A 26,490-nucleotide genomic window follows, 5' to 3' on the forward strand; every position below is an offset into this window, starting at 1 on the left:
ATAAAATATGGGGAATTTATTTTATTCTGTTAAATTCAATTCATAGGTGGCTGTTTCTGCGATATGAAAATATCCCAAAGGAAAATTTTTTGAATTGGTTGTATTTACAATATTTCCTAGTAAAGAGGATGGAATAGTAGAAAATGGACCGCCCCCGCTTTGACCACTCTGACTAGAAAATACTCTAAAAAAAGTATAATACTCTTTGGTGACACTTGACATTTTTATGTCAACTGTTGAAGGGACCTCGATTTCCTCTTCTTGATAGAAAAAAGAAAAATTATATTCCGACCCATTGAAAAATCGATCTTCAATAGATAAGTAAAGGTTGTTTGCAAAATCGAATTGATAAAAATTATCTTGACTTCCATCATCAGGAAATATCACTTTGACTTCGGTTTCTTTTCCAGAAAACAACGTTTTTGTTCCTTGTTCAACGCTTAAAAACTGGGGTGTTTTCGTCTTTGTTGCTCTCCCTTTAAAAACTTGGTTGTTGTAGGTTACAGTTAATTCATATTCCACATCGTCTTCAGGGATGAAAGAACTACTTGGTTGATAGTTTCCGTTTGAATTGATATCTTCGAAATTGAGAGTGGTATTGTTTGAACTATTTGTCAAAGTTACGATGGCATTGGTCACCACAGGAATTTCTTCATCAAAATAATCTGCAGACAAACGCAATTTTACACTGGTATCTGCTGTTACAGGTACATTGTCAAAATACACCTCAAAAATCGCTTCTATGACTAATTTAGGTTCTCCAGAAGGAACCTCAATTTCGATGACTTCTTCACAGCTAAATAAGATGAGTACGCAAGAGATGAGGAGTGCTAATTTTTTCATTTTCTTTAGAATTTAAAGTTATAAGTAACAGAAGGGACCAAACCAAAAATGGATGTTTTGATGGCTTCATTTCTGTAGGTCTCTTGATTTTGTGTAAATGAAATGGAAGCTGCGTTTTTACGGCTGTAGAGGTTGTAGATTCCGAAAATCCATTCTCCTTGCCATTTCCTATTCTTATTTTTACTTGGATTCAAGGTTGCAGAAATATCCAATCGATGGTATGCTGGCAATCTATCTGAGTTTCTACGTGTATCATCATAAATAGGAGCATTCAGTCCTTGAAAATCGTATTGTCCAACAGGGTAGTTGGTTGGTTGCCCTGTTTGTAAAAGGAAGTTTGCGCTGAATTTCCACTTTTCATTGAGTTCGTAACTTGCATTTATAGAGAGGTCGTGTGTTTTGTCGTAAGGCGTGTTGTACCAGTTTCCGTTATTAATTCCTGGTTCGTTGTCATTTCGACCTGCGGTCAATTGTTCTGATTTGGAAAGTGTATAGGCAATCCACCCTTTCAGATTTCCTTCGTTCTTTCTGAATAAAAATTCCAAACCGTAAGCTCTTGCTTTTCCGTTTAAAATCACAGTTTCAATTGCGTTGTTGGCAACCAAATTTGCTCCATTGATATAGTCAATTCGATTTTGTATGTCTTTATAAAACACTTCCGTTTCTAAAGAGTACATTCCTTCTTGAATGGTTTTAAAATACCCGAGGGCATATTGATCTAAAAGTTGGGGCTTGATAAACCTTCCACTTGGTGCCCAAATGTCTAAAGGGGTTGGAGAGGAGGTATTGGACAGCAAATGTAAATATTGTGCCATTCGATTATAACTTGCCTTGATGGAACTTTCCTCATTTAATAAATAAGAAAATGAAACTCGGGGTTCAAAATTGTGAAAATTCGCGATGATATCACTCCGTCTGTAGGTTTCGATTCCTGTTTCAACTGCAGGCTCATATTTTTGTAACTCCTGATTATAGAGTACAGGAGTATCATTGGTGTAGACATTCAATTCATCTTGCCCCAGACGCGTGAAATTACTAAATCGAAGTCCGTATTTTAAAGTAAAATTAGCACTGATTTTTTGATCTGCCTCAATATAAGCAGCAAACTCATTCGCATATTTGTCAGTGAGTTTTTTTAAGAGGATACCAGAATCTTCTCTATTTGGGGCTATTTTCCCAGGATTGAATTTGGTGTAGATATTGTTAATTCCATAACTCAACTTAAAATTATCTTTAAGATAGTGATCAAAATCATATTTTAAATTCAAGTTGGTGATTCCAGAATCCCATTCAAATCCTACAAAATCTAGGGTTAATCCATAAAAATAATCGGAGTAAATGATGGATAAGTTTGAAAATAACTTGTCAGAAAAAAGATGATTCCAACGCAAATTAGCGACGGTATTCCCATAAGTATTGATAAAACTTTCATTGATTCCAAAGACATCCTTACCAAAATAGGTAGAAAAGAACAGGTTGTTTTTGTTGTCGAAACGATAGTTAATCTTGGAATTTAAATCATAAAAATAGGCTGTATTGTCATTGTTGAATAGCGGTAAAAAAAGATGCGCATAGGAGGCACGACCACCAATTAGAAAAGAACTTTTTTCTTTTTTGATAGGACCTTCTAATAACAATCTACTAGAAACCAATCCAATACCACCAGTCAGTTTGTACTCTTTGTTATTTCCTTCTTTTTGATATATGTCCAAAACAGATGAAAGGCGTCCTCCATATCTGGCAGGAATGCCTCCTTTGTATAATTGAACATCTTTGATGACATCGGGATTGAAAACAGAGAAAAAACCAAATACATGAGAGGAGTTAAATACGATCGCTTCATCTAATAGAATTAGATTTTGATCTGCAGAACCACCTCTTACATTAAAGCCAGAAGCTCCTTCACCTGCACTGGTAACACCTATGGCAATAAGATAATGGATTTAATAATGTCTGCCTCTCCCAACACTACCGGAATTTGCTTGATAGTCTTGGTTGACAATTTATGAACACTCATTTGAGGTGTCTTTATATTTAGCCTTTCAATACTACTTTCAATGATAATTTCATCCAAATTTTCAGCTTCTTCAAATAGAAAAAAGTCTTTGGTAGTTTTTTGAGTGAGCTCAAGGATTTCTGAAATGCTAGTATATCCTAAATATCCAATAGAAATTGTATGACTTCCAGCTGGAATCGTGATGGAATAAAATCCATATTCGTTGGTACTGGTTCCTGAATTCAATTCAGGAAAATAAATTGAGACTCCGATTAGAGTCTCGTTACTACTTTGATCATAAACAGTCCCACTAATCGTATAATTCTCTTGTCCAAAAACACCGAATGTTATGAGAAGTGAAGTGAGGAGGATGTATTTTTTAAAATCGTTCATTGATTTTTGTTTGTTTAGCAAAATTACAAATTTATTAAACAAAATTCAATAAATTTTTGTTAAATCATTGAACTGTATTTATATAGGAAATAAAATAACGGCTTTAGAATGCTATTGAGAACATTGTAAAAAAAAGACAGAACACCCATGGATGCTCTGTCTTCTATTTTTGGATTTATCTTTTTAAATAGCTGATAGAATTGAATTTAAAGTAGCACTTGCTCTCATGGCATTTACAGTCAATTCTTCATTCGGAAGGTAATAGCCTTTAATATCTACGGGCTTTCCTTGGATAATTTTCAATTCGTTTACAATGGTTTCTTCGTTCTCAGTCAATGCTTTTGCAATAGGTGCAAATTGTGCTTTTAAATTAGCATCGGTACTTTGTGTTGCTAATTTTTGTGCCCAATACATTGCGATGTAGAAATGGCTTCCTCGGTTGTCTAATTCCCCGACTTTTCTTGAAGGAGATTTATTCGTCTCTAAAAAAGTACCTGTTGCATCGTCTAGCGTTTCCGATAACACGATTGCCATTGAATTGTTGGTTGTTCTTCCTAGGTGTTCTAAAGAAACTGCTAATGCCAAAAACTCTCCTAAAGAGTCCCAACGCAAATGATTTTCTTCTTGAAATTGTTGAACGTGTTTTGGAGCAGAACCTCCAGCACCAGTTTCAAACAATCCGCCACCATTCATCAAAGGAACAATCGATAACATTTTTGCTGAAGTTCCCAATTCTAAGATAGGAAATAAATCGGTTAAATAATCACGCAAAACATTTCCTGAAACTGATATGGTGTCCTTTCCGTCTTTAATTCTTTTTAGAGTAAATTCAGTAGCCTTTACAGGTGATAAAATACGAATGTCTAACCCAGTTGTATCGTGAGTTGGTAAATAGCTATTTACTTTTTTTATGATTTCTGCGTCGTGAGCTCTTTCTTCATCCAACCAGAAAACGGCTGGAGTTTGAGAGTCTCTAGCTCTTGATACTGCTAATTTTACCCAATCTTGAATAGGTGCATCTTTTACTTGGCACATTCTCCAAATATCTCCTGCTTCAACCTTATGACTTAACAAAATTGTTCCATGGCTGTCAATAACATTGACAATACCGTCGGATACAATTTCGAATGTTTTATCATGAGAACCATATTCTTCAGCTTTTTGAGCCATCAAACCTACATTAGGAACCGTTCCCATAGTGGTTGGATCAAATGCTCCATGTTTCTTGCAGAAGTCGATGGTTGCTGAATAGATTCCTGCATAAGAGCTGTCAGGAATGACTGCTTTTGTATCTTGAAGTTGCCCCGTTGCATTCCACATTTGTCCAGAAGATCGAATCATTGCTGGCATTGAAGCATCTATTATGATATCAGAGGGCACATGTAGATTGCTTATCCCTTTTTCAGAGTTGACCATAGCAACTTCTGGGTTGTTTGCAAAAATAGTTTCAATATCTGCTAAAATTTCACTCTTTTCTGCTGCGGAAACTTGGTCCAAACAGCTCAATAAATGGCCAAATCCGTTATTGACATCCACACCAATTTTCTCAAAAGTTTGATTGTGTTTTGCAAATAAATCTTTGAAGAACACTTTGACAGCATGTCCAAATATAATGGGGTCAGAAACTTTCATCATGGTTGCTTTCATATGTAATGAAAACAAGACGTTTTGTTTTTTAGCATCTGCAATTTCAGCCTCTAAGAAAGACAATAAAGCCTTTTTACTTAAAGTAGTTGCGTCAATAATTTCATCTGCTAACAATGAAACCTTTTCTTTTAAAACCGTTTTGGTTCCATTAGAATGAATGTGTTCTATGCGAATGTCTGTAGCTTTGCTAAGGGTAATCGATTTTTCATTATGTGCAAAATCTCCTTCAGTCATTGATGCCACATGAGTTTTAGAGTCTGCCGACCAAGCACCCATAGAATGTGGGTTCTTTTTTGCAAAGTTTTTAACCGCTTTTGGAGCTCTTCTATCCGAATTTCCCTCTCGCAAGACAGGATTTACAGCAGAACCTTTTACTTTATTATATTTAGCTAAAATTGTTTTGTCTTCTTCGGTAATTACTTCTTCTGGAAAATCAGGGATGTTAAACCCTAAAGACTGTAATTCCTTTACAGCTGTTTTTAATTGTGGTACTGAAGCACTAATGTTTGGCAATTTAATAATATTTGCTTCAGGTTTTTTTGCCAAATCTCCTAGTTGTGCTAATGCATCTTCTACCTTTTGGTCCTCTGTTAAATACTCTGGAAAATTTGCCAAAATTCGAGCGGCCAAAGAAATATCTTTTGTTTCAACTTCAATATTTGATGAATTTGTAAATGCCTTTACAATTGGTAAGAATGAACGAGTTGCCAAAGCCGGAGCTTCATCAGTTTTTGTATAAATTATTTTAGCCATTAGATGATGTATTTTATAAAAAGCCTCAAGGCTTGAAATCAATCGAAATTTGCTTAAAAATAAGCTGCGCAAATTTAGGAATTAAGACTGATATTTTTACTGTTAAATTCTTATTAATTTGAGTATATTATTGTTAAAAACGAAAAATAGATGAATGATTTATGAATTTGTTTTATAATAATTGTCAAATTCAAGTATAGATTAAAAAAAGGTTATTTTAAAAATTGATTTCAAGAAAAAATTGAAACAATATTCTAGGATCAATGAAATGGTTTGTCAGTTGTTTTAGACTAAAAGAGGAAGCTCTATGATTCGAGAAGCTCAAATATTTAGAGTTTCTAATTTACTGCTCTTCTAAATTGCAAGTAATGAACATTTTGTGAACAATGGTTGTTAACATTTGTGCGTAAAAAAAGCGTTGTGGATAATCACAACGCTTTTAGATACTTTTATGTAAAAGAGATTATCTTCTTTTTTCAGTAATTCTAGCTTTTTTACCAGTAAGACCTCTAAAGTAAAAGATACGAGCTCTACGAACTTTACCTCTTTTGTTAATTTCAATTTTTTGAATAGAAGGTAGGTTTACAGGGAAAATTCTTTCAACACCCACAGTACCAGACATTTTTCTGATGGTAAATGTTTCAGAAAGACCAGATCCTCTTCTTTGAATAACAACTCCTCTAAAAAACTGAGTTCTTACTTTCTCTCCCTCTTTAATTTCATAAAATACAGTGATTGTATCACCTGCACCAAATGTTTCAAATTCTTTTTTTGTTACAAATTCGTCTTGAACAAATTTTATTAAAGCTTCCATATCTTAATTTAATAGTTTTTGTAAAATAACATTCACGATTTCTTCGTCAGAGGTTAATTTAGCGTGTGCAAAAATACCACTTTTTTTTAGTTCTTAAAACTAAAACGAATTATTTTTTAGATTGATAGTTTGTACAGTGAAAAACCCAGAATTTTCTCCGTTCTGAATTATTTATAGTAATGATAATTGGCTCTAATTCAGTTACTATATCGAAATATTTATGAAGTAATGGATGGTGTTTTCCGAGCTTGTTGTCGTTTTTAAAGCGCTTGTCCGAATCTATAAATAAGGCATTTTGGCCATCTAAAAGAGAGAGATCATCTCCTAAATAATCAAAATGCAGAGCGGGGAGCCCTATAATATTCTGAGCATAAACTTTATCCTCCATAAAAAAGTTCAAGCAGGCTGATGTCTTATAATTGTCATTGGAAAAAACAAAAGTGTCTTTATGGTTTTCTTTTATAACATCAATTTCTTCAGCCAATTCTTCCCATCCCACCCATGTATCATCACTTTTAATGGGAGCCACGTACCAAATTATTTGAATGCTGACAAGAAGGTGAAATACAATCGAAAAAAGGACTTGAATTTTCAATGTTTTTTTACGGATAAACATTCCTGCTAAAATAATTCCAGTGATGTAGGAGGGCATCATCCAATTGAGTTTTACCCAATAAATAGGAGTAAGGATAAAAAACCCCACAAAAGTTGGAATAAAAAATGCTAATAAAAATAAGGTTTTTGATTGTGGGAGTCTCCACTGAAGTAAGACTTTTTTACAATATTTAAATGTGAATGTGACAAATACTACAAAGAGTACTGGAAGCAATAGAAGCATCTGATGTCCTATGGCTCCAAAAAAGTATTTCGGAGAAAGTTTGAATTCTGAGATGGAATGGGTTCTTTCTGAAGATTGAAATGCAAAGGATGCGAAATCGTTTAGATAGTTCCAGTACCAAACCGGAAATGTAACTACTACCGATGCAAGTACTCCAAACCACATCCATGGTGATCGAAATAATTTTCTATATTCGTTTGAAAAGAGAAGAAAACCAAACAACCCAATTTGTAACAATAGGGCTGTGTATTTGCTGTTAAAAGCCAATCCCATTGCAATTCCGCCTAAAATAAAAAAGCCTTTTTGTTCTTTGAAAATTGCTTTGTACAAGCAAATCAAACTCAGTGTCCAAAACAAAACTAACGGTACATCGGGTGTTGAATTAAAGGATAAAATAGATATAAAAATTGTGGATGTAATAAGTACCATTGCCCTTTGTAGTTTTCCAAATGAAAGGAAGTAAGAGGCTAGTTTGTAGAAACTCAAAAGACTGATTGAAGTCACAAAAAAATCAGCGAACTTAACAACAAAAACCGATGTTCCAAAAATATCTGTAAAGAAACGAAGCAAGTACCCAATCATTCCAGGGTGATCAAAATAGGAAAGGGATAAATTTTGTCCGTATAAATAGTAGTACGCATCCTGAGGCATCAATCCCATAAAAGGTAAAAGTGCCAATCTAAAAACCTGAAATCCTATGACCCAATACAATGCATTGTTTTTCTCAATATGAGTATAGAGTCCCTTCAATAAATTACCAATGGTGTTATTCATGATTAAGAGTGGTCATCTAATAAATCGGGCCGTATTTGTTGGGTTCTTTCATAGGCCTTATCGCTTCGCCAATCTTCTATTTTTGGGAAATTTCCAGAAAGTAAGATGTCAGGAACGACATGACCTTCATAATTGGAAGGTCTCGTATAGACAGGAGGTGATAATAAATTGTCTTGAAAAGAATCAGTCAGTGCTGATTGCTCATCACCAATTACACCTGGAATCAATCGAACAACTGCGTCTACTAGGACAGCTGCGGCTAATTCTCCACCAGTCAATACATAATCTCCTATAGAAATTTCTTTGGTAATGTAAAGGTCTCTAATTCGTTGGTCTACTCCTTTATAATGCCCTGTTAAAATTAGAATATTTTCTTTTAATGAAAGTGTGTTTGCGGTAGATTGATTCAATGTTTTTGCATCTGGAGTCATGTAAATGATCTCGTCATAGATGCGTTGTTTTTGAAGATTTTTTATGCAATTTGCAATGGGTTCGATCATTAAAACCATGCCAGCACCACCCCCAAATTGGGTATCGTCAATCTGTCTATAGTTGCCCAAACCAAATTCGCGCAAATCATGCAAATAGATTTCTGCCAATCCTTTCTCTTTCGCTCGTTTTATAATCGAATGGTTAAAAGGACTTTCTAATAATTCTGGTGAAACAGTAATGATGTCTATTCGCATATTGCAAATGTAGTATTTTTGTGAGGGAATTTAAACGCTTGGATTTTAAAAAAGAATAAAGAGGCAGTCCGAAAAGGATTTGCTTTGTCAACCTGAACTCGTTTCAGATTCTAAATCAAATTGATTTTTAGTAAATCGAGATCCTAAAATACATTCAGAATGGCCAATTGACTCCTTTTAGATTGCCTCTTTATTTTTTCAATGTAGAGTTCTATTATTTTACATCCATCAATTCAACATCAAAAATTAATGTTGCATCTGGTGGAATTACACCTCCTGCGCCGGCAGAACCATAAGCTAAATTAGATGGAATTACAAAACGAGCTTTGTCACCCACTTTCAATAATTGAATTCCTTCGTCCCATCCTGCGATTACTTGACCAAGACCAACATTAAAATCGATTGGTTCTTTTCTTTTGTATGAAGAATCAAACACTGTTCCGTCTAATAATTGTCCTTTGTAATGTACCGAAACTCCAGCACCTTTTGTAGCTTGTTTTCCGGTTCCTTTTTGTAAAATTTGGTAACGCAAACCGCTTGTCGTTTCGTCATATCCAGCTGCAACCGAATCTAACAATGCTTTTTGAGCCGCTTTTTGTTCAGCTTCACGAGCTTCTCTTGATCCTTCAAAAGTTCTAAAAGCTTCTACAGCATTAAAATTTTCAGCAGTTTCGCCTACTCTTATAATTTCTACAGAGGTCAATTCATCTCCTTGACTAACGGAATCGACAATGTCTTGACCTTCAATAACAGATCCAAAAACAGTATGTTTATTATCCAACCATGGAGTTGGAATGTGAGTAATATAAAACTGACTTCCATTGGTCGCTGGACCAGAATTTGCCATGGCCAATTTTCCAGGGGCATCGTGTTTTAAATCTGGATGAAATTCATCATCAAATTTATATCCTGGATTTCCAGTTCCGGTTCCTTGTGGACAACCTCCTTGGATCATGAAATCTGGAATTACCCTATGGAATTTTAATCCATCATAATAAGGAGTTCCTTGCGGTTTAACTGAATTCTCTAAATTTCCTTCAGACAATGCTACAAAGTTTCCAACAGTTCCTGAGTTTTTTCATCTTCTAATTTTACTAAAATATCACCTTTTGAAGTGGTGAATTTTGCGTATATCCCGTTATTCATATTCTTAGTTATTTATCGATTATTTATTTTTTATGTTTTTATCGTTAAGGTTGATAAACCAAAACTACATCCAATATTAAAATTAGTTACATTTAGATTTCCCAAAGGAGAATTCATTTTCCCTGCCGATGCAAAGAACGAAATTCTATTTGTAATTTCATAATTCAACCCAATGGTGGGACGAATAATTATTCCTTCTCCAGTATCTACACCAGCACCACCAGCAGCGCCACCAGCAACTTCTATAAAAGCATGTACTTTGTTATTTAGTATTTTAGGACTATTTAAACCAATTCCAGCGATTCCTTGTGCATATCCTCCTGATTCTCCCTGATAAGCAAATCCAGCTTCACCAGTTAAATAAAAAGTAGTATTTAGATCATAATTCACTTTAAGAGCAAATAATTGCAAATCTACATTAGGATTATCCATGCGATAATGACTATCTGTTTTAGGGACATCAAAATAGGTTTGATTTTGTAGATGTATTCTTATTCCCTGTGTTTTAAACTCAGTAAAATCTTTTTGCCCATTATTGTTTTGTGTTCCACCAGAACTAACAAAATACTTAAATCCAAAACCAACAGTATAGGCCTCTAAATCACCATCCAAAGCTTTATAGTAGCCTCCATGAGAATTAAATGCAATAGATTCTGTAATTTTCAAATCTACTCCAACGCTTGGGTACATCATAAGTCCACCTTCTGGTGCAATTCTTCCTCCTGCAGCGCCTAAAGAGAATTTTGTAAATATATTCAGATATTTATCTTGATAGGGATGATATCCTAGCCCCAAAAATAAATCCATAAAGCCAGCACGGATTCCTTTATAAATAGCATCTGTATGAATAAAAAAGAAGGCATTACTCTGTAAGTATTTTTGATATTCAAACCCTAAAACAGACAATGTTTCAGTTAGAGGGCTTTGGTCATCTTTTTTTGAGCTTCCGAAAGGTTTAAAAAAATCGAATCGAATTTGAAAAGCACTTTTTGTGGCGGGTTGTATCCAAAAATTATCTACGGATACATTTGTTGCAGTAAATTGTTTTTCTGAATTTTTATACTCTGAAAAGTTCAATATACTTGGGATTTCTATGAAAAAAGAAACAGAATTGCTATTAATTTCTCCTGAATAAAAATTTAAATGGCTCAACTGAAGACCCAATGCGTAATTTTTTTGCTGGTATTTAAGTCCAATGTTTGGATTGATGAAGGCACCATCGTTGACTAAGTATCGATAACCTCCACCACCACCAAAATGAACATTCATATCGGCAAAAACATTTTTAAAAAGCTGTTTTTTAATTCCTAATTCTAAGCCAAGTGTAAACAAACCTCCTTGGTCACCAGTTAAAGCAGCATGCATTCCTACACCTGTATAGAACCAATTATTTAGTGGAACTTGATAATGAACACCTAATAAGCCCATTGTAGATTTAAGTTCCGAAAATCTATCTGAGGGCATTTTTACAGGAATGTAATTTAGGCGAAAAGAATTCTGAAGTGGTACTCCCTCTAATTCAGATAATGATATCGTTTCTTGGGATGTAAGCCTCCCAGAAAATATCAAAAGAAAAATAAGGAGCATTTTATTCATATTAATTTTTAAATTCGCTCGTGAAATGTAATTTTACTGTAGGGTACTTGCTCTGTGTCATTTGAATTGTAAACTCAGAGTCTGCTAAAAAGACCAACTGCCCCTGTTTATCTTTTGCTAAAAAACGTTGTTTGACTCTTTTAAAGTCTAAAAACTCAGCATTTTTAACATTTTCAGCTTCTACCCAACATGCCTTATGTACTTGTAAATTTTCATAACTACATTTGGCCCCATATTCGTGTTCTAATCGGTACTGAATTACTTCATACTGGAGTGCTCCAACCGTTCCGATCACTTTCCGGCCATTGCTATCTAGTGTAAATAATTGCGCCACACCTTCATCCATTAATTGATCCAATCCTTTTGAGAGTTGTTTTGATTTCATTGGATCTGCATTGTTCACATATCGAAAAAATTCTGGCGAAAAACTTGGTATTCCTTTAAAATTGAGGATTTCTCCCTCGGTCAAGGTATCTCCAATTTTGAAATTCCCAGTGTCATGGATTCCAACAATATCTCCAGGAAATGACTCATCAACAATTTCTTTCTTTTCAGCAAAAAAAGCATTGGGACTCGAAAATTTTACTTTTTTCCCATTTCGAACATGAAGATAAGGTGCATTTCGTTTAAAAGTTCCCGAAACTATTTTGATAAATGCCAATCGGTCTCTGTGTTTTGGATCCATATTTGCATGAATTTTAAACACAAAACCGGTCATTTCTTGTTCTTTAGAATCGACAAGACGTTCTTCTGCTTTTTTAGGAAGCGGGGCAGGAGCAATTTCAATAAATGCGTCCAACAATTCTTTTACACCAAAATTGTTTAATGCAGAACCAAAAAATACGGGTTGTAGTGTTCCGTTAAGGTATTCTTCTTGGTTAAAAGGAGGATAGACCTCATCAATTAATTCTGTTTCTTCTCGTAAAATAGAAGCCGCTTTTTCTCCAATAATATCGTCCAATTTGGGGTTTGATAAATCGTCAAATTCAAGCCCCTCACTAATCGACGATTTGTTGTCTCCAGAAAAGAGGTTTAATTTTTTCTCCCAAATATTATAGATCCCTTTAAAATCATATCCCATTCCAATGGGAAAACTCATCGGTGTTACTCGTAAACCTAATTTTTGTTCTACTTCATCTAGCAAGTCAAATGCGTCTTTTCCTTCTCTATCTAGCTTGTTGATAAAAACGAGCATTGGGATGCTTCGCATTCTACAAACTTCTACCAGTTTTTCGGTTTGTGGTTCTACTCCTTTTGCCACATCAATCACAACGATAACACTGTCTACAGCGGTTAAAGTTCTAAAAGTATCTTCTGCAAAGTCTTTGTGACCCGGGGTATCAAGAATATTGATTTTTTTGTCCTTGTAGATGAAAGCTAAAACGGAAGTGGCTACAGAAATTCCACGTTGACGTTCGATTTCCATAAAATCGGAAGTAGCTCCTTTTTTAATTTTATTGTTTTTTACAGCACCTGCCTCCTGGATGGCTCCTCCAAAAAGTAATAATTTTTCGGTTAAGGTTGTTTTTCCAGCATCTGGATGCGAAATAATCCCAAATGTTCTCCTACGCTTAATTTCTTCTAAAAAACTCATCAATAAAAATTAGGCTGCAAAGATACGTTTTACATTGGCAAAATCAATCTAAAATGCGGACTTTCATATGTACGTCCTCTTCGGGCCATTCGTCTATGCCCACCTTTAATTCTGCAATTTTATCCAGGGTTGAAAATCCAGATATTACTTCCCCAAAAACAGTGTGTTCGTTGTTTAAATGATGGGCCCCTTTTTTGTTCTGTACGATGTAAAATTCAAAAGGACTGGATTGTTTGTCGGGGTTGTTTTTCCAATCTCTAGCTGCTGCTAATGCTCCATATGAATGGGTTCTGTTTTTCCTGAATTCGGTTGGTAATTTGTAATTTCCATACTTGTATCGATCTTTGATGGTTTGAAAATTATCAGAATTTCCTCCTTGAATGACAAAGTTTTTTGCAATTCTATAAAAAACAGTGGTGTCAAAATATTGAATTTTAGTAAGGAAAATAAAGTTAGCTCTGTGCAGAGGAGTGTCGTTGTACAAACGCAATTGAATGTCGCCATAATCGGTTGAAATGATTACTTTGGTCTCTTTGTGTTGCTTGCCGTATTCTTTGAAGAAAACTTCAACATTGTGTTTGTTTAGGCTATCCCAAGCTTTTTCAACCTTTAATGGTGTTGACTTCTCAATCTTTTGGATGAGATTTAGGGGGACTGTTTTTTTTTCGTCTTTACATTGATACACAAGACTTAATAAAAGAAGGAAGAGGAATTGGTGTCTAATGTTCATGAAAACAGGTGATTTTTTTACAAATATAAATCATCAGAATGAAAGAAGGCAGCACAGCTATTTTTAGATTATTGATTATTGTAGGAGGGTTTCATTAGAGGATATTTTTTTTAGAAGAAAAGTAGAGTTAAAACAGTAAATACATCAGACAATAAATAAATACTGCAGAGAAAAGTAAGTGTCGGTTGATTTCACTATTTTTGTAGGATGGAGGAAAACGTGATTTTGGTAGATGAACATGACAATCAAATAGGATTGATGCCAAAAATGGAAGCACATGAAAAAGCAGTTTTACACAGAGCTTTTTCAGTATTTGTGTTTAATAAAAAAGGAGATTTAATGTTGCAACAAAGAGCTGCTCACAAATATCATTCTCCGTTACTATGGACAAATACTTGTTGTTCACACCAGCGAGATGGTGAAACCAATCTAGAAGCAGGAAAGCGCAGGTTGTATGAAGAAATGGGATTTACGACCCCTCTAAAAGAGGTTTTTTCTTTTATATACAAAGCTCCTTTTGACAATGGGTTGACAGAACATGAGCTCGACCATGTAATGGTGGGGCGTTTTGAAGGGAATCCAAATATCAATAAAGAAGAAGTAGAAAGTTATAAATGGATGCCCTTAGAAGCGGTTCAACAAGATATCAAAGCAAATCCAAGTATTTATACTGCTTGGTTTAAAATTATTTTTAAAGAATCTTATAAAATATTAAAAAATGCCTAAAGTTACTGTACACAGAAAAGCACATTTTAACAGTGCACATCGATTATATCGCAAGGATTGGTCTGATCAAAAAAATGTAGAAGTTTTTAATAAGTGTAGCAATCCTAATTTCCATGGTCATAATTACGAGCTAATTGTCTCTTTAACAGGTGAAATTGACAAAGAAACTGGCTATGTCTATGATTTGGGGATTTTAAAAAACTACATCAAATCAGAAATTGAAGAAGCTTTTGATCATAAAAATCTAAATATTGAAGTTCCCGAATTTAAGGAGCTTAATCCGACTGCAGAGAATATTTCAGTGATAATTTATGATAAACTGCGACTCCTTTTGCCTAAACATTTAGATTTAAAAATCACGCTTTACGAAACACCTAGAAATTTTGTAACTTATTCTGGAGAATAAATCCCATTCCTTTTTTATTGAATTAAAAATTGAAATATCCTATGAAAATTATAGCAATGATACCTGCTCGATATAGTGCATCTCGTTTTCCAGGGAAGTTAATGAAGGATCTAGGAGGGAAGTCGGTTATCCTTAGAACCTATGAAGCTGCCCTTAATACGCAGTTGTTTGATGAGGTATTTGTAGTAACTGACTCTGAAATCATTTCTAAGCATATTGAAGATGCTGGTGGAAAGGTTCTTATGAGTCAAAAAGATCACGAATGTGGTTCAGACCGAATTGCTGAAGCAGTAGAGTTTATTGACACAGATATTGTCATCAATGTTCAAGGAGATGAGCCTTTTATCGATGCTGTTTCGCTATCAAAGTTGATAGACGTTTTTCAAGAGGATAAAATAAAAGAAATAGATTTGGCCTCTTTAAAGGTTGAAATTACGGACAAAGATGAGATTGAAAACCCCAACAATGTAAAAGTAATTACAAATCAATTAGGATTTGCCTTGTATTTTTCAAGGAGCGTCATTCCCTTTCATCGAGACAAACAATTGGATGTAAAATATTACAAACACAAAGGAGTCTATGCGTTTCGAAAGCAGGCCTTGATTGATTTTTATCACATGGATCTAACGCCCCTTGAAGCTTCAGAAAAAATTGAAGCCATTCGATATTTAGAAGTAGGAAAGAAGATTAAAATGGTCGAAACTACAATCGAATCTGTTGGAATTGATACTCCAGAAGACTTAGAAAAGGCAAAGAAATATTTAAATTCATTATAAACTTCAACAATGTATAAAAACATAAAAGTAATTGCTTTTGATGCAGACGATACATTATGGGTAAACGAAACCTACTTTAGAGAAGCAGAACACCTATTTGCAAAACTGTTAGCGAACTACGAAACCGAAAATAAAATAGACCAAGAGCTTTTTAAAAAAGAAATTGAAAACCTCCAGTATTATGGATATGGAATTAAAGGTTTTGTTTTGTCTATGGTGGAGAGTGCATTAGAAATTTCAAACTATCAAATACCACAACAAAAGATAGCAAAAATTTTGAATATTGGAAAAGAAATGCTCGAAAAACCCATTGAGTTGCTTCCCGATATCGAACATGTTTTAGAGTTCCTGCAAAGAAATTATAAGTTGATAGTTGCTACGAAAGGGGATTTATTAGATCAAGAACGCAAATTAGAAAAGTCGGGTTTGCTAAAATATTTCCATCATATTGAAGTAATGAGTGATAAAAAACCGAAAGACTACCTCAAGTTGATTCAGCACTTAGACATTTATCCAGAAGAGTTGTTAATGATCGGTAACTCTTTGAAATCAGATATTCTGCCCCTGGTAGAAGTAGGGGCTATGGCAATTCATGTTCCTTTTCACACTACTTGGGTGCACGAAGAAGTTACAGAAGAAGAAAAGTCCACTACGCATTATAAAACAGTTTTAAATATAAAAGAAGTTTTAACGCTCTTTTAAATAAATAAACTATTTTTGCACTCATAAATAAATAAGATTATGGCAAGCATAAAAAACTTAAAAAAAGATATTAATTACACTTTAGGAGATTTGATTGAAGAATGCTACGTGTATCAATTATTAAACCCTAAAGCAGATGTAAAAGCTTCTGAAGCACTTATAGATGAGTCTATTGCTACTTTTGATGATTTAATTGCAAAATTAAATGCGAAAAATGTAGAGAACAAAAAAGCTCATTTTAAAGGAATCAGTTTAGAATTAGAAACAAAAGCTTCAGCTTTGGTAACTAAAATAAACGCTTTATAAACATAAAATTTTAATTTTATTTTAACGATTCTCTAACAAGGGAGTCGTTTTTTTTTGGCTATTTTTGAAAGGTAATAAACACAATAACAATATCTTTCATTAGATTTCGTTATTGTAAAAATGATCTTTAACTTATGGCTAGAGCAATGTTTGAGTACACTAAAACAATATTGAAAAAGGTAAGCTTTAATTCAGATTTGTTTTGTAAGGAGTTACAAAAGGCTTTAACGAGGTTGTTACCTCACGAAGTAAATGAGTTGACCATTTGGTTACAATCTTTTATTCAGAATAAGCCAGAATTACATGTTTGTATGAAATTAATTAGAGCATAAAAAAAGGAAGCGAAATGAATCGCTTCCTTTTTTTATTTTTTATCATTCATTCTTTTTCTACGATATTTTCGCATTAACTTTCTGCCAAATTCTCGTTCTGCAAGCCTTAGTTTTAAGATTTTTTTTATCGGAAGAATGGTTTTTAGTTTTCTGTAATATTTTTGAGTTTCTTCAAACTTCTTTTTTTCCAGGATTGCATCATGTCAAATAACACAAGTGCTCTACTTTCTTCAATACTATCGATTGTTTTTGCAGTTTTTAATTCGTTTTTTATCGACTCCGACTTTTTTCTGTATAGATCATGAGTTTCTGAATTGTATACATTATAGATTGGCCAAAACTTTTCTGCTTCAGAAGCTGTCAAATTGAGCTGTTCAGTTAAAAAAGCAATCTTAAGAGTCTTAATTTTTTGTTGGTGTTTCTCGAACTCTTGAGCATTTATTGAAATACTAAAAGTAATCATCACCAAAAGACTTAGAAGTGGTTTTTTCATATTAATAAAGTTCTTGGATTATTGTTATTTCTTCATTGGTGTAGAGATAACTTTCAATAGTGCTATCGCTGATATTTGTAAAGGCAAATTCATTCTCTAGCAATTCAGCTTCAGAAACAATTGAAACGATATCCTCTGTAATAGAGTTACTGGAATTATTTTCCAACCAATTTTCGATTTCGTTATCTGTAATATTATCAAAATTTACAACTCCAATGTCTCCAAATTGAAAAGAGTTGATTCCTATAAATATTACGACAGATGCAACTGCTGCGAATGGTATGATTTGTAAAAAACGGTTTTTTAACGAGATGACTTTGGGTTCTTTCGTAGTTCTTTTTAAAATACTGTCTTCCAAGGTGTTAAAGTAGTCTACGGGAGTTTCAAAGGCTAGAGGCTTTCTGTTTTTTTCTTCAAACAAACGAATCGAAAAATCGTCTTCTAAAGTTTCAAAGTAATTCTTTGATACCCTAAAGCCGGTTTCTTTCCCTGCCTTTTGTTGGATGAATTTTTCGCTATGAGAAGTCTCGTTGATCATTATTTTTAGACTATTATTTTGTTGAAAGGTTTAATGATGATTGTTTTTTATATAGGTTTCGATTTTCTTTACTGCGTGAAAATAAGAGGCTTTTAAAGCTCCCACCGAAGTTTCTAAAATTTCTGAGATTTGAGTATACTTTAACTCATCAAAATATTTCATATTAAAAACCAATTGTTGTTTGGAAGGCAATGTTGCAATTGCTTTTTGTAAAATGAGTTGAATCTCATCTCCTGAAAAATACACATCACTTTGCAGATTGGACACCATTTCTGAGTGAATTTCAGAAATATCAACATTTCGATCTTTTGCTCTTTTATTGATGAACGTAATAGATTCGTTGGTGGCAATTCGATACATCCAAGAAAATAATTTACTATCCGCTTTGAAGGTGTCAATATTTTTGAAAATTTTAATAAAAGTGTTCTGAAGTACATCATCAGCATCGTCATGAGAAATGACAATTTTCCGAATATGCCAGTACAGCCGCTCCTTGTATTGTGCAATCAACTCACGAAAAGCAAGTTCCTTACTCTTCGTGTTTTTCAATTGTTGTACTAAAGTAACTTCGTCTGTCAACTACCTCTTTTTTTATTAGACGGATTGAATACAAAAAGGTTTAATAACACTTGGCTTATCTCCTAAGTTTTGATTTAGAATATCCAAAAAGTCTTTTTTCTTTAATGGTGTCTGCTATTCCTTTTGGTAACATTTCTTCCCAATATGGTTCTCCTTTGAGAATCATTTTTAAAACCGTTCTTGAAAAGACATCTAAAATTTTGGGATCAAAATCATCAATATTGATAAGCTTCCCATTGTTCTTGAAGAATTTATACAATTCTTTCATTCTAGGATGCACTTTTAAATTTTCACTGTTAATGTATTCGTCTGTATTCTGGTCATGATATGGATACATATACACTTTCAAGTCTCTGTAAAAGAGTTTTCCAAATGCTTCCAATATACCACCACTTAAATTACGGTAGTATTTTTCATCAAAAATTTGAATTAAATTGTAAACTCCCATGGCAAGACCCATCCGTTCTTTGGTAAACTCACTAAAGTATTCGACCAATTTAAAATATTGTTGAAAATTGGTAATCATCACATTTTGTCCCAAAGAGCATAAGAGTTCTGCTCTGTCTAAAAAGTCACGTTCATTAATTTCTCCTTCAGCGCGGAGGTTACTCAAAGTAATTTCAAAAATGATTTTTGTATTTTTTTCAGTAACTTTATTTTCTGCAAAGAAGAGTTTTTTAGACTTCTCATACATATCCATATTTACTTTGGTTACAGGCCTAAAACTACCTCGCAAAGCTAAAATATTTTTCTTGTACAGAATTTGCGCGGGTAAGAGGTTGATTCCGTCAGGACCAAACATCACTGCATTTGTCATTCCGTTTTTTAGTAATTGCAAACTCATCAAACGATTGTCTACATACATAAAACGAGGACCGGAAAAATTGATCATGTCGATCTCTAATTGATCTTCATCCAAATTGTCATAAAAAGATTTTACGAGCTCTTTAGGATTGTCATTCAGATAAAATGCTCCATAGATGAGGTTGACTCCCAGAATACCTAGAGTTTCTTGTTGTAAACGTGCATCAGTTTCTTTAAAACGCAAGTGCAAAATAATCTCATTATATTCTTCTAAAGGATCTAGTTGGAAACGAATTCCAACCCAACCATGGCCTTTGAATTTCTTAGCAAAATCGATGGTAGCTACCGTATTTGCATAAGAAAAGAATAATTTTTCAGGGTGTTTATTTCTACTTAAACGATCTTCGATTAAATCAATTTCATGACGTAACATTCGTTTTAAACGCGGTTCCGTAACGTAGCGTTTGTCTTCTTCAATTCCATAGATAGCGTCAGAGAAATCTTTATCGTAGGCACTCATCGCTTTCGCAATTGTTCCTGAAGAGGCTCCAGCTCTAAAAAAATTTCTTACTGTTTCTTGACCGGCACCAATTTCTGCAAATGTTCCATAAATATCGGTATTTAGGTTGATTCTTAAAGATTTACTCTTAGTTGGAGGAATCGTACTTAATTTTTGATCTCCTTTTAAAGAAATTGCCATTTTTTATATTTATAAAGTCTAACAAATGTACTAAAATAGAATGCTATCAGTCAATTTTTATCTTATTTTTGTTTTGTGAGAAAACAAATAGCAAATAAATTTACAATTATTTTTTTAGGTACGGGAACCTCAACAGGAGTACCGATGTTGGCAAATAACCATCCCGTTTGTTTATCTCAAAATGAAAAAGATAAACGTTTGCGTTCATCCATTTTAATTTCTTGGGATGAATTTACCTATGTAATTGATTGTGGTCCTGATTTTAGACAGCAGATGTTGCGAGAACAGGTGCAATCTATTGATGGCGTTTTGTTCACTCACGAGCATTCAGATCATACAGCTGGAATCGATGATTTAAGACCTTATTGTTTTCAAATGGGAGAAGTTCCTGTGTATTTGGATCAATTAACCTTACAGAGTTTAAAACAACGATTTCAATATATTTTTGAAACAAAAAACAGATATCCTGGTGCTCCAAAAATTCAAATTAATCTAGTTGATACTATCGCATTTAGTTTACAAAATGAAAGAGTGCTTCCAATTAAAGCGATGCACGGAAGTTTACCAATTACTTGTTTCCGATTTGAGAACTTTGCCTATTTGACCGATGTAAAAACAATCGATTCTTCAGAAAAAGAAAAACTTAAAAACCTGGATGTGTTGATTGTAAATGCATTGCGAATCGAAGAGCATCCAACTCATTTCAATTTAGAGGAAGCACTGCGTTTTGTCAATGAAATCAATCCTAAAAAAACCTATTTCACACATATCAGTCACAAGTTTGGACTTCATGATGTTATTCAAAAAAACCTCCCAAAAAATGTTTTTATAGCCTTTGACGGATTAAAGATTGAAGTTTAATCGAAAAGAATTCCTCTAAGATCTCTCTCTTGGGGTTCCTTAGAAAGTTTCATGCCAGAGAAATCGGGAGTCTAAATCTTAAAATTTCGATTTTTGAACTTTTTTAGGTTGAAATGAAAATAGTGAAATACCTCTAAGCTTTGAATCGAGGATAGTTCGATTCAATAAATTTTTATTTTCCCCTTTTTATTTCTATTTATTGATAGAGAGATTATTCTATACCAAGGGTGGCATAGGAATTGATTTACCTATGCATGACCATCGGTGTTGAGTTAGTATAGAGCTGATTGTTAATGAATTAGTAAAAAATAAATATAAATTGACCATTCAATATTTAAAAATCAATGTCATTTTGACATATATAGCCCATGAGTAAGCCAAAAATAACCACTTTAGACAGTATGTCTTTGCACAATGCTTTAAATGAAGATTCTGAGTTAATACCATTGATGACTCCTGAAGATGAGGAAATTATCAATAATGAGAGTGTTCCAAACACTTTAGCCATTTTACCTTTGCGTAATACCGTTTTATTTCATGGGGTAGTTATCCCAATTACAGCTGGAAGAGACAAGTCGATTCAGTTGATCAAGGAGGCAAACAAAGGGGATAAAGTAATTGGAGTAGTTGCTCAAAAGGATGAAGATGTTGAAGAACCATCTTTGAAAGATATTCACACGACAGGTGTTGTGGCACAAATACTTCGTGTATTAAAAATGCCTGATGGGAATACCACGATTATCATACAAGGAAAAAAACGTTTTGAAATTGATACAATCATTCAAGACAAACCATATTTGAAAGCAACCGTAAAAGAGGCCATAGAGGACAGGTCTGTTGAAGATGAAAAAGAGTTCAAGGCGATTATTGAATCGATAAAAGAGCAGGCTTTAGAGGTGATTAAAGAAAACCCAATGCTCCCTTCAGAAGCATCGTTTGCGATTAAAAACATTCAGTCCGACGCTTTTTTGGTGAATTTCATTTCCTCAAATATGGATTTAAGTGTAGCTCAAAAACAGCTCATTTTAGAGAAAGACAATCTAAAAGAACGTGCTATATTGGCTTTGAAAAACTTGAACAAAGAACTTCAAAAACTACAATTACGCAATGATATTCAATCGAAAACCAGAGAGGATTTAGATCAACAACAACGAGAATACTACTTAAATCAGCAATTAAAAACGATTCAAGAAGAATTGGGCGGCGTTTCTAACGATCAGGAGTTGGAGGAAATGCGTTTAAAGGGAAAAGAGAAAAAGTGGAACAAAGAAGTAAAAGAAACATTTGAAAAAGAATTGTCTCGTTTGCGAAGAATGAATCCACAAATGGCAGATTATGGTGTGCAACGCAATTATTTAGAATTGTTGTTAGATTTGCCCTGTGGAGTCTATTCCAAAGACAAATTTGATTTAAAGCGCGCAGTTAAAATACTTGATAGAGATCACTTTGGCCTGGAGAAAGTAAAAGAGCGAATCATAGAACACTTGGCAGTTTTAAAGTTGAGAAAGGATATGAAATCGCCAATTATTTGTTTGTATGGACCTCCAGGAGTTGGAAAAACTTCTTTAGGGAAATCGGTTGCTGAAGCATTAGGACGGAAATATGTAAGAATGTCTTTAGGAGGTTTAAGAGATGAGTCTGAAATCCGTGGGCATCGAAAAACCTACATTGGTGCCATGCCAGGAAGATTGATTCAAAACCTAAAAAAAGCTGGAACATCAAATCCTGTTTTTGTGTTAGATGAGATAGATAAATTAGGTCAAAGTCATCAAGGAGATCCTTCTTCAGCAATGTTGGAAGTGTTAGATCCAGAGCAAAATACTGCGTTTTACGACAACTATTTAGAAGTTGGCTACGATCTGTCAAAAGTACTTTTTATAGCCACTGCAAATACTATTGGCGAGGTTCCTTGGGCTCTAAGAGACCGAATGGAGCTAATCAATGTTTCAGGTTATACGATTGAAGAAAAAATTGAGATTGCTAAAAAATATTTATTACCAAAACAATTAAAAGAACACGGACTATCGTCTAGTAACTTAAAGTTAGGGAAAGCTCAAATAGAAAAAGTAGTGGTAGGATACACTCGAGAATCTGGAGTTAGAGGTTTGGAAAAACAGATTGCCAAAGTGGTGCGTTTTGCTGCAAAATCGATAGCCTTAGATGAAGAATATGAAATTGTTATCTCTACCAAAAAAATAGAAGATATTTTAGGACCTCCAAGATTGGAAAGAGATAAATATGAAAATAATGGAGTTGCAGGGGTAGTTACTGGTTTGGCATGGACTGCTGTTGGTGGAGATATTTTATTCATTGAATCTATTTTATCCAAAGGGAAAGGGTCACTCTCAATTACAGGGAATTTAGGAAAAGTAATGAAAGAATCTGCAACCATAGCAATGGAATACATCAAAGCAAATGCAGTAGATTTTGAAGTAGATCCAGAAGTATTAGAGAATTACAATGTTCATATTCATGTACCAGAAGGGGCAACACCAAAAGATGGTCCTAGTGCAGGGATTACCATGTTAACCTCTTTAATTTCCTCATTTACTCAACGTAAAGTAAAAAGTAAATTAGCGATGACTGGTGAAATTACACTTCGAGGAAAAGTGCTTCCTGTAGGTGGAATTAAGGAAAAAATCTTAGCTGCCAAAAGAGCGAATATCAAAGAAATCATTTTGTGTAAAGAAAATGAAAAAGACATTTTAGAGATTAAAGAAAGTTATTTGAAAGGGCTTAGCTTTCACTATGTTTCAGAGATGAAAGAAGTTATTGATATTGCATTGACCAAGCAAAAAGTTAAGAACGCTAAGAAATTAGTTTAGGAAATTAGTCTTAGAAATTTAAGCTCCAGTTGTACAAAATCAATTTTGCAACTGGAGTTTTTTTTATTTAATTTCCAGAGTTAGTTTGGGAGGTTTTCCAAGATTCTGGAACAAAGTATCTAAGTGATTAATTGTATTTGAAGAATTCTTTTGAATTCTATTAGTTTTTATTTGAAGAATTCTTTCGAATTCTCCCAATGAACATCCATTTCACTTAAGGACATTTCGGAGAGGTTTTTGCCTTCTTTTTTTGCCGATTTTTCAAGAAATTGAAATCTATTGATGAATTTTTTATTGGTTTTTTCTAATGCATTTTCAGGATTCACACCAATAAAACGAGCATAGTTAATCAAAGAAAATAAGACATCTCCAAACTCCTTCTCGGTGTTTTCTGTATCTCCTTTTTTTATTTCTTCGTTCAACTCGGTCAGTTCTTCTTGAACCTTTTCCCAGACTTGTTCTGGTGCTTCCCAATCAAAACCCACACCGGCTACTTTTTCTTGAATTCGACTCGCCTTTACTATAGCAGGTAGATTTTTCGGAACTCCTTCCAAAACTGAGGTTTTACCTTCTGCTAGTTTCAATTGTTCCCAATTTTTCTTTACATCCTCCTCATTTTCTACCGTTACATCACCATAAATATGTGGATGTCGAACGATTAGTTTATCAGAAATTGAATTGGCAACGTCTCCAATATCAAAGGCTTTTTTCTCACTTCCTATCTTGGCGTAAAAAACAATGTGTAATAATACATCACCCAATTCTTTTTTGATTTCTTCTAAATCATTGTCAAGAATTGCATCTGCAAGTTCATAGGTTTCTTCTATAGTAAGATGTCGAAGGCTTTCTATGGTTTGCTTCTTGTCCCAAGGACACTTCTCACGAAGCTCGTCCATAATATCCAACAAACGACCAAAGGCGGCTAACTGCTCTTTTCTAGAATTCATTTTTTAAGGTATTGTGATGAAAGTTGTAACAGTTGAAAATTGAAAGGCTGCATATTTTGATATAGAATTCATTTTCAACTAATAACCACTATTCTCTTTCTGCTTCTTCTTTGGTCGCTTCTATTTTAGAGAAGTCCAAGCCAGCTTTTACCAAAAGATTATACCATTGAATTACTTTTTTTATATTTGAGGTATACACCCTTTCTTCATCGTAATTTGGTAATACTTCTGAAAAATATGCAACAAGATTTTTGCTATTTTCTTTATGCGAGATGCATTCTTTTCCTTCCTCTTTTTCAAAGATGGTTTTGAATACAGAAAGCAAAAGCACTTCTTCTTCGTAGGTGTAGATTGCAATGTTTTCCAGCATACTAATGTTTTGTGAAGATACGACAGGAAATCTTTTTTTGTCGACTAAAGATTCAACAATAACCCCTGTTTTTGTTTGTGAAACTACTTCGAATAATCCTGGTTTTCCAGTAACTGCAATAATTTTATTATATTCCATATGTATGTTTTGGTCTAACTAAATAGACTATTTACCTTTTTTTAAATTTGGGAAACGCATTCTATAATCCGCTCTAATTTTTCCTTTTGAAATGTTTTCTAATTTCTTTTTAAGAATTCGTTTCTTCAATGAAGAAAGTTTGTCAGTAAATAAAATACCTTCAATATGATCGTATTCGTGCTGAAACACTCTTGCAGCCAATCCGTCCAGAATTTCAGTGTGTGTTTGAAATCCTTCGTCTTGATATTCGATGGTGATTTTTTCATGACGAGTGACGTCTTCACGAACATCAGGAATACTCAGACAACCTTCATTAAAAGCCCATTCTTCTCCTTCTTCTTTGATGATTTTTGCGTTGATAAAAACACGATTAAAGTTCTTTAATACCTCTCTGTCTTTTTCTGATAGATCTTCATCATCAGCAAATGGAGAAGCGTCAATCAAGAATAAACGAATTGCTTTTCCGATTTGCGGTGCTGCCAATCCTACTCCAGAAGCATTGTACATGGTTTCTTTCATATTAGAAATAAGGGTTTCTAATTCGGGGTAGGTAGCATCAATAGAGGTTGCCACTTTTCGTAAAACAGGGTCACCGTATGCAACAATGGGTAATATCATTTATTCTTTTTTTTAAGGATGCAAAAATACAATTTACTCTGACCAATTGCCAATTTTAAGTGCGAATTTATATGAGTACACTATTTTTATTGATTGTATAAATAGGATTGCAATAGGATTGTAGCACTAATTTCGTCTACTAATGCTTTGTTCTTACGTTGATTCTTTTTGAGCCCACTATCGATCATTGTTTGAAAAGCCATTTTGGAAGTAAATCTTTCGTCGACTCTTCGCATTGGGATTTTGGGAAATAGGTTTTTTAGTTTTTTTAAAAATGGCAGAATTAATATTTCGCTTTCGCTATCTGTATTGTCCATTTGTTTGGGTTTTCCTACTAAAAATAATTCGACCTTCTCTCTAGAGCTATACTCTTTTAGAAAAGAAAAAATTTCTTTAGTATCAACTGTAGTTAAACCAGATGCAATAATTTGCATTTCGTCTGTTACCGCAATTCCTGTTCTTTTTTTTCCAAAATCAATTGCTAGAATCCTTCCCAAATTATCTTATTTTTCAACAAAAATACGAAATTAAACAAGGAAAGTAAATATGTTTAAAAATT

The 26,490-nt window shown here is 33.8% G+C and carries 24 protein-coding genes and 2 pseudogenes; 8 read left to right on the plus strand and 18 right to left on the minus strand.

Features of this window, described 5'->3' with window-relative positions; genetic code table 11:
- Positions 1 to 21 precede the first annotated feature (21 nt).
- The 10 genes and pseudogenes from RRF69_RS09495 to RRF69_RS09540 form a co-directional block, all read right to left on the minus strand.
- Positions 22 to 843, minus strand: coding sequence for a DUF4249 family protein (locus RRF69_RS09495; protein ID WP_316939557.1), 822 nt, complete (start codon positions 841 to 843; stop codon positions 22 to 24).
- Positions 844 to 848: 5 nt separating this feature from the next.
- Positions 849 to 3,232, minus strand: a pseudogene (locus RRF69_RS09500) (TonB-dependent receptor).
- Between the two features lie 183 nt (positions 3,233 to 3,415).
- Entirely contained in the window at positions 3,416 to 5,632 is a 2,217-nt protein-coding gene (locus RRF69_RS09505) for an NADP-dependent isocitrate dehydrogenase (RefSeq protein WP_316939558.1), read from the minus strand.
- 463 nt (positions 5,633 to 6,095) lie between these two features.
- Positions 6,096 to 6,446, minus strand: a complete 351-nt coding sequence (rplS, locus tag RRF69_RS09510) for a 50S ribosomal protein L19 (protein ID WP_316939559.1) — start codon at positions 6,444 to 6,446, stop codon at positions 6,096 to 6,098.
- A 109-nt stretch (positions 6,447 to 6,555) separates the two neighbouring features.
- On the minus strand, positions 6,556 to 8,058 hold the full coding sequence (locus RRF69_RS09515) for a glycosyltransferase family 39 protein (RefSeq protein WP_316939560.1): 1,503 nt from the start codon (positions 8,056 to 8,058) through the stop codon (positions 6,556 to 6,558).
- Between the two features lie 2 nt (positions 8,059 to 8,060).
- A complete protein-coding gene (trmD, locus tag RRF69_RS09520) occupies positions 8,061 to 8,744 on the minus strand; it encodes a tRNA (guanosine(37)-N1)-methyltransferase TrmD (RefSeq protein ID WP_316939561.1) in 684 nt (227 codons plus the stop codon).
- Positions 8,745 to 8,958: 214 nt separating this feature from the next.
- Positions 8,959 to 9,890: pseudogene (locus tag RRF69_RS09525) on the minus strand (peptidylprolyl isomerase).
- Positions 9,891 to 9,920: 30 nt separating this feature from the next.
- Entirely contained in the window at positions 9,921 to 11,354 is a 1,434-nt protein-coding gene (locus RRF69_RS09530) for a hypothetical protein (RefSeq protein WP_316939562.1), read from the minus strand.
- Between the two features lie 133 nt (positions 11,355 to 11,487).
- Positions 11,488 to 13,080: a peptide chain release factor 3 gene (locus RRF69_RS09535; RefSeq protein WP_316939563.1), complete on the minus strand. Its 1,593-nt coding sequence runs from the start codon at positions 13,078 to 13,080 to the stop codon at positions 11,488 to 11,490.
- A gap of 43 nt (positions 13,081 to 13,123) precedes the next feature.
- Positions 13,124 to 13,810 carry a peptidylprolyl isomerase gene (locus RRF69_RS09540; protein WP_316939564.1) on the minus strand — a complete coding sequence of 229 codons (687 nt, stop codon included), beginning with the start codon at positions 13,808 to 13,810 and terminating at the stop codon, positions 13,124 to 13,126.
- A 207-nt stretch (positions 13,811 to 14,017) separates the two neighbouring features.
- On the opposite strand from RRF69_RS09540, the gene idi reads away from it, so the two are divergent.
- From idi to RRF69_RS09570, 6 genes are all read left to right on the plus strand, one after another.
- Positions 14,018 to 14,536 carry an isopentenyl-diphosphate Delta-isomerase gene (gene idi / locus RRF69_RS09545; protein WP_316939565.1) on the plus strand — a complete coding sequence of 173 codons (519 nt, stop codon included), beginning with the start codon at positions 14,018 to 14,020 and terminating at the stop codon, positions 14,534 to 14,536.
- Positions 14,529 to 14,942, plus strand: a complete 414-nt coding sequence (locus RRF69_RS09550) for a 6-pyruvoyl trahydropterin synthase family protein (protein WP_316939566.1) — start codon at positions 14,529 to 14,531, stop codon at positions 14,940 to 14,942. Before idi ends, RRF69_RS09550 begins: the two co-directional genes overlap by 8 nt.
- Positions 14,943 to 14,983: 41 nt before the next feature.
- A complete protein-coding gene (gene kdsB / locus RRF69_RS09555) occupies positions 14,984 to 15,718 on the plus strand; it encodes a 3-deoxy-manno-octulosonate cytidylyltransferase (RefSeq protein ID WP_316939567.1) in 735 nt (244 codons plus the stop codon).
- Between the two features lie 9 nt (positions 15,719 to 15,727).
- On the plus strand, positions 15,728 to 16,420 hold the full coding sequence (locus RRF69_RS09560; RefSeq protein ID WP_316939568.1) for an HAD family hydrolase: 693 nt from the start codon (positions 15,728 to 15,730) through the stop codon (positions 16,418 to 16,420).
- Between the two features lie 39 nt (positions 16,421 to 16,459).
- On the plus strand, positions 16,460 to 16,726 hold the full coding sequence (locus RRF69_RS09565) for a hypothetical protein (protein WP_316939569.1): 267 nt from the start codon (positions 16,460 to 16,462) through the stop codon (positions 16,724 to 16,726).
- 134 nt (positions 16,727 to 16,860) lie between these two features.
- Positions 16,861 to 17,058, plus strand: coding sequence for a hypothetical protein (locus RRF69_RS09570; protein ID WP_316939570.1), 198 nt, complete (start codon positions 16,861 to 16,863; stop codon positions 17,056 to 17,058).
- 142 nt (positions 17,059 to 17,200) lie between these two features.
- On the opposite strand, the gene RRF69_RS09575 is transcribed toward RRF69_RS09570, so the two are convergent.
- Genes RRF69_RS09575 through RRF69_RS09590 form a run of 4 tightly spaced genes read right to left on the minus strand, consistent with a single transcriptional unit; the run spans position 17,201 to position 20,172 of the window.
- Positions 17,201 to 17,551, minus strand: coding sequence for a hypothetical protein (locus RRF69_RS09575; protein WP_316939571.1), 351 nt, complete (start codon positions 17,549 to 17,551; stop codon positions 17,201 to 17,203).
- A 1-nt stretch (position 17,552) separates the two neighbouring features.
- On the minus strand, positions 17,553 to 18,089 hold the full coding sequence (locus tag RRF69_RS09580) for a hypothetical protein (RefSeq protein ID WP_316939572.1): 537 nt from the start codon (positions 18,087 to 18,089) through the stop codon (positions 17,553 to 17,555).
- A gap of 30 nt (positions 18,090 to 18,119) precedes the next feature.
- Positions 18,120 to 18,668: an RNA polymerase sigma factor gene (locus RRF69_RS09585; protein ID WP_316939573.1), complete on the minus strand. Its 549-nt coding sequence runs from the start codon at positions 18,666 to 18,668 to the stop codon at positions 18,120 to 18,122.
- A gap of 55 nt (positions 18,669 to 18,723) precedes the next feature.
- Positions 18,724 to 20,172, minus strand: coding sequence for a TonB-dependent receptor (locus tag RRF69_RS09590; RefSeq protein WP_316939574.1), 1,449 nt, complete (start codon positions 20,170 to 20,172; stop codon positions 18,724 to 18,726).
- 144 nt (positions 20,173 to 20,316) lie between these two features.
- On the opposite strand from RRF69_RS09590, the gene RRF69_RS09595 reads away from it, so the two are divergent.
- On the plus strand, positions 20,317 to 21,033 hold the full coding sequence (locus tag RRF69_RS09595) for an MBL fold metallo-hydrolase (protein WP_316941132.1): 717 nt from the start codon (positions 20,317 to 20,319) through the stop codon (positions 21,031 to 21,033).
- A gap of 368 nt (positions 21,034 to 21,401) precedes the next feature.
- The gene (gene lon / locus RRF69_RS09600; protein WP_316939575.1) at positions 21,402 to 23,858 is read left to right on the plus strand and encodes an endopeptidase La; all 2,457 of its coding nucleotides are present in this window, start codon (positions 21,402 to 21,404) and stop codon (positions 23,856 to 23,858) included.
- Positions 23,859 to 24,025: 167 nt separating this feature from the next.
- Here lon and mazG read toward each other — a convergent pair whose 3' ends face one another.
- The 4 genes from mazG to ruvX all read right to left on the minus strand — a co-directional run bounded on the left by mazG (position 24,026) and on the right by ruvX (position 26,428).
- Positions 24,026 to 24,805, minus strand: a complete 780-nt coding sequence (gene mazG, locus RRF69_RS09605; RefSeq protein ID WP_316939576.1) for a nucleoside triphosphate pyrophosphohydrolase — start codon at positions 24,803 to 24,805, stop codon at positions 24,026 to 24,028.
- Between the two features lie 88 nt (positions 24,806 to 24,893).
- Positions 24,894 to 25,313, minus strand: coding sequence for a DUF5606 domain-containing protein (locus tag RRF69_RS09610; RefSeq protein ID WP_316939577.1), 420 nt, complete (start codon positions 25,311 to 25,313; stop codon positions 24,894 to 24,896).
- A gap of 27 nt (positions 25,314 to 25,340) precedes the next feature.
- Positions 25,341 to 25,931, minus strand: a complete 591-nt coding sequence (gene def, locus RRF69_RS09615; RefSeq protein ID WP_316939578.1) for a peptide deformylase — start codon at positions 25,929 to 25,931, stop codon at positions 25,341 to 25,343.
- A gap of 86 nt (positions 25,932 to 26,017) precedes the next feature.
- Complete coding sequence (ruvX, locus tag RRF69_RS09620; RefSeq protein WP_316939579.1) at positions 26,018 to 26,428, minus strand: Holliday junction resolvase RuvX; 411 nt, start codon at positions 26,426 to 26,428, stop codon at positions 26,018 to 26,020.
- Positions 26,429 to 26,490: the final 62 nt, after the last annotated feature.

Origin of the sequence: Polaribacter sp. HL-MS24 (assembly GCF_032758595.1) — a bacterium.
GTDB lineage: Bacteria > Bacteroidota > Bacteroidia > Flavobacteriales > Flavobacteriaceae > Polaribacter.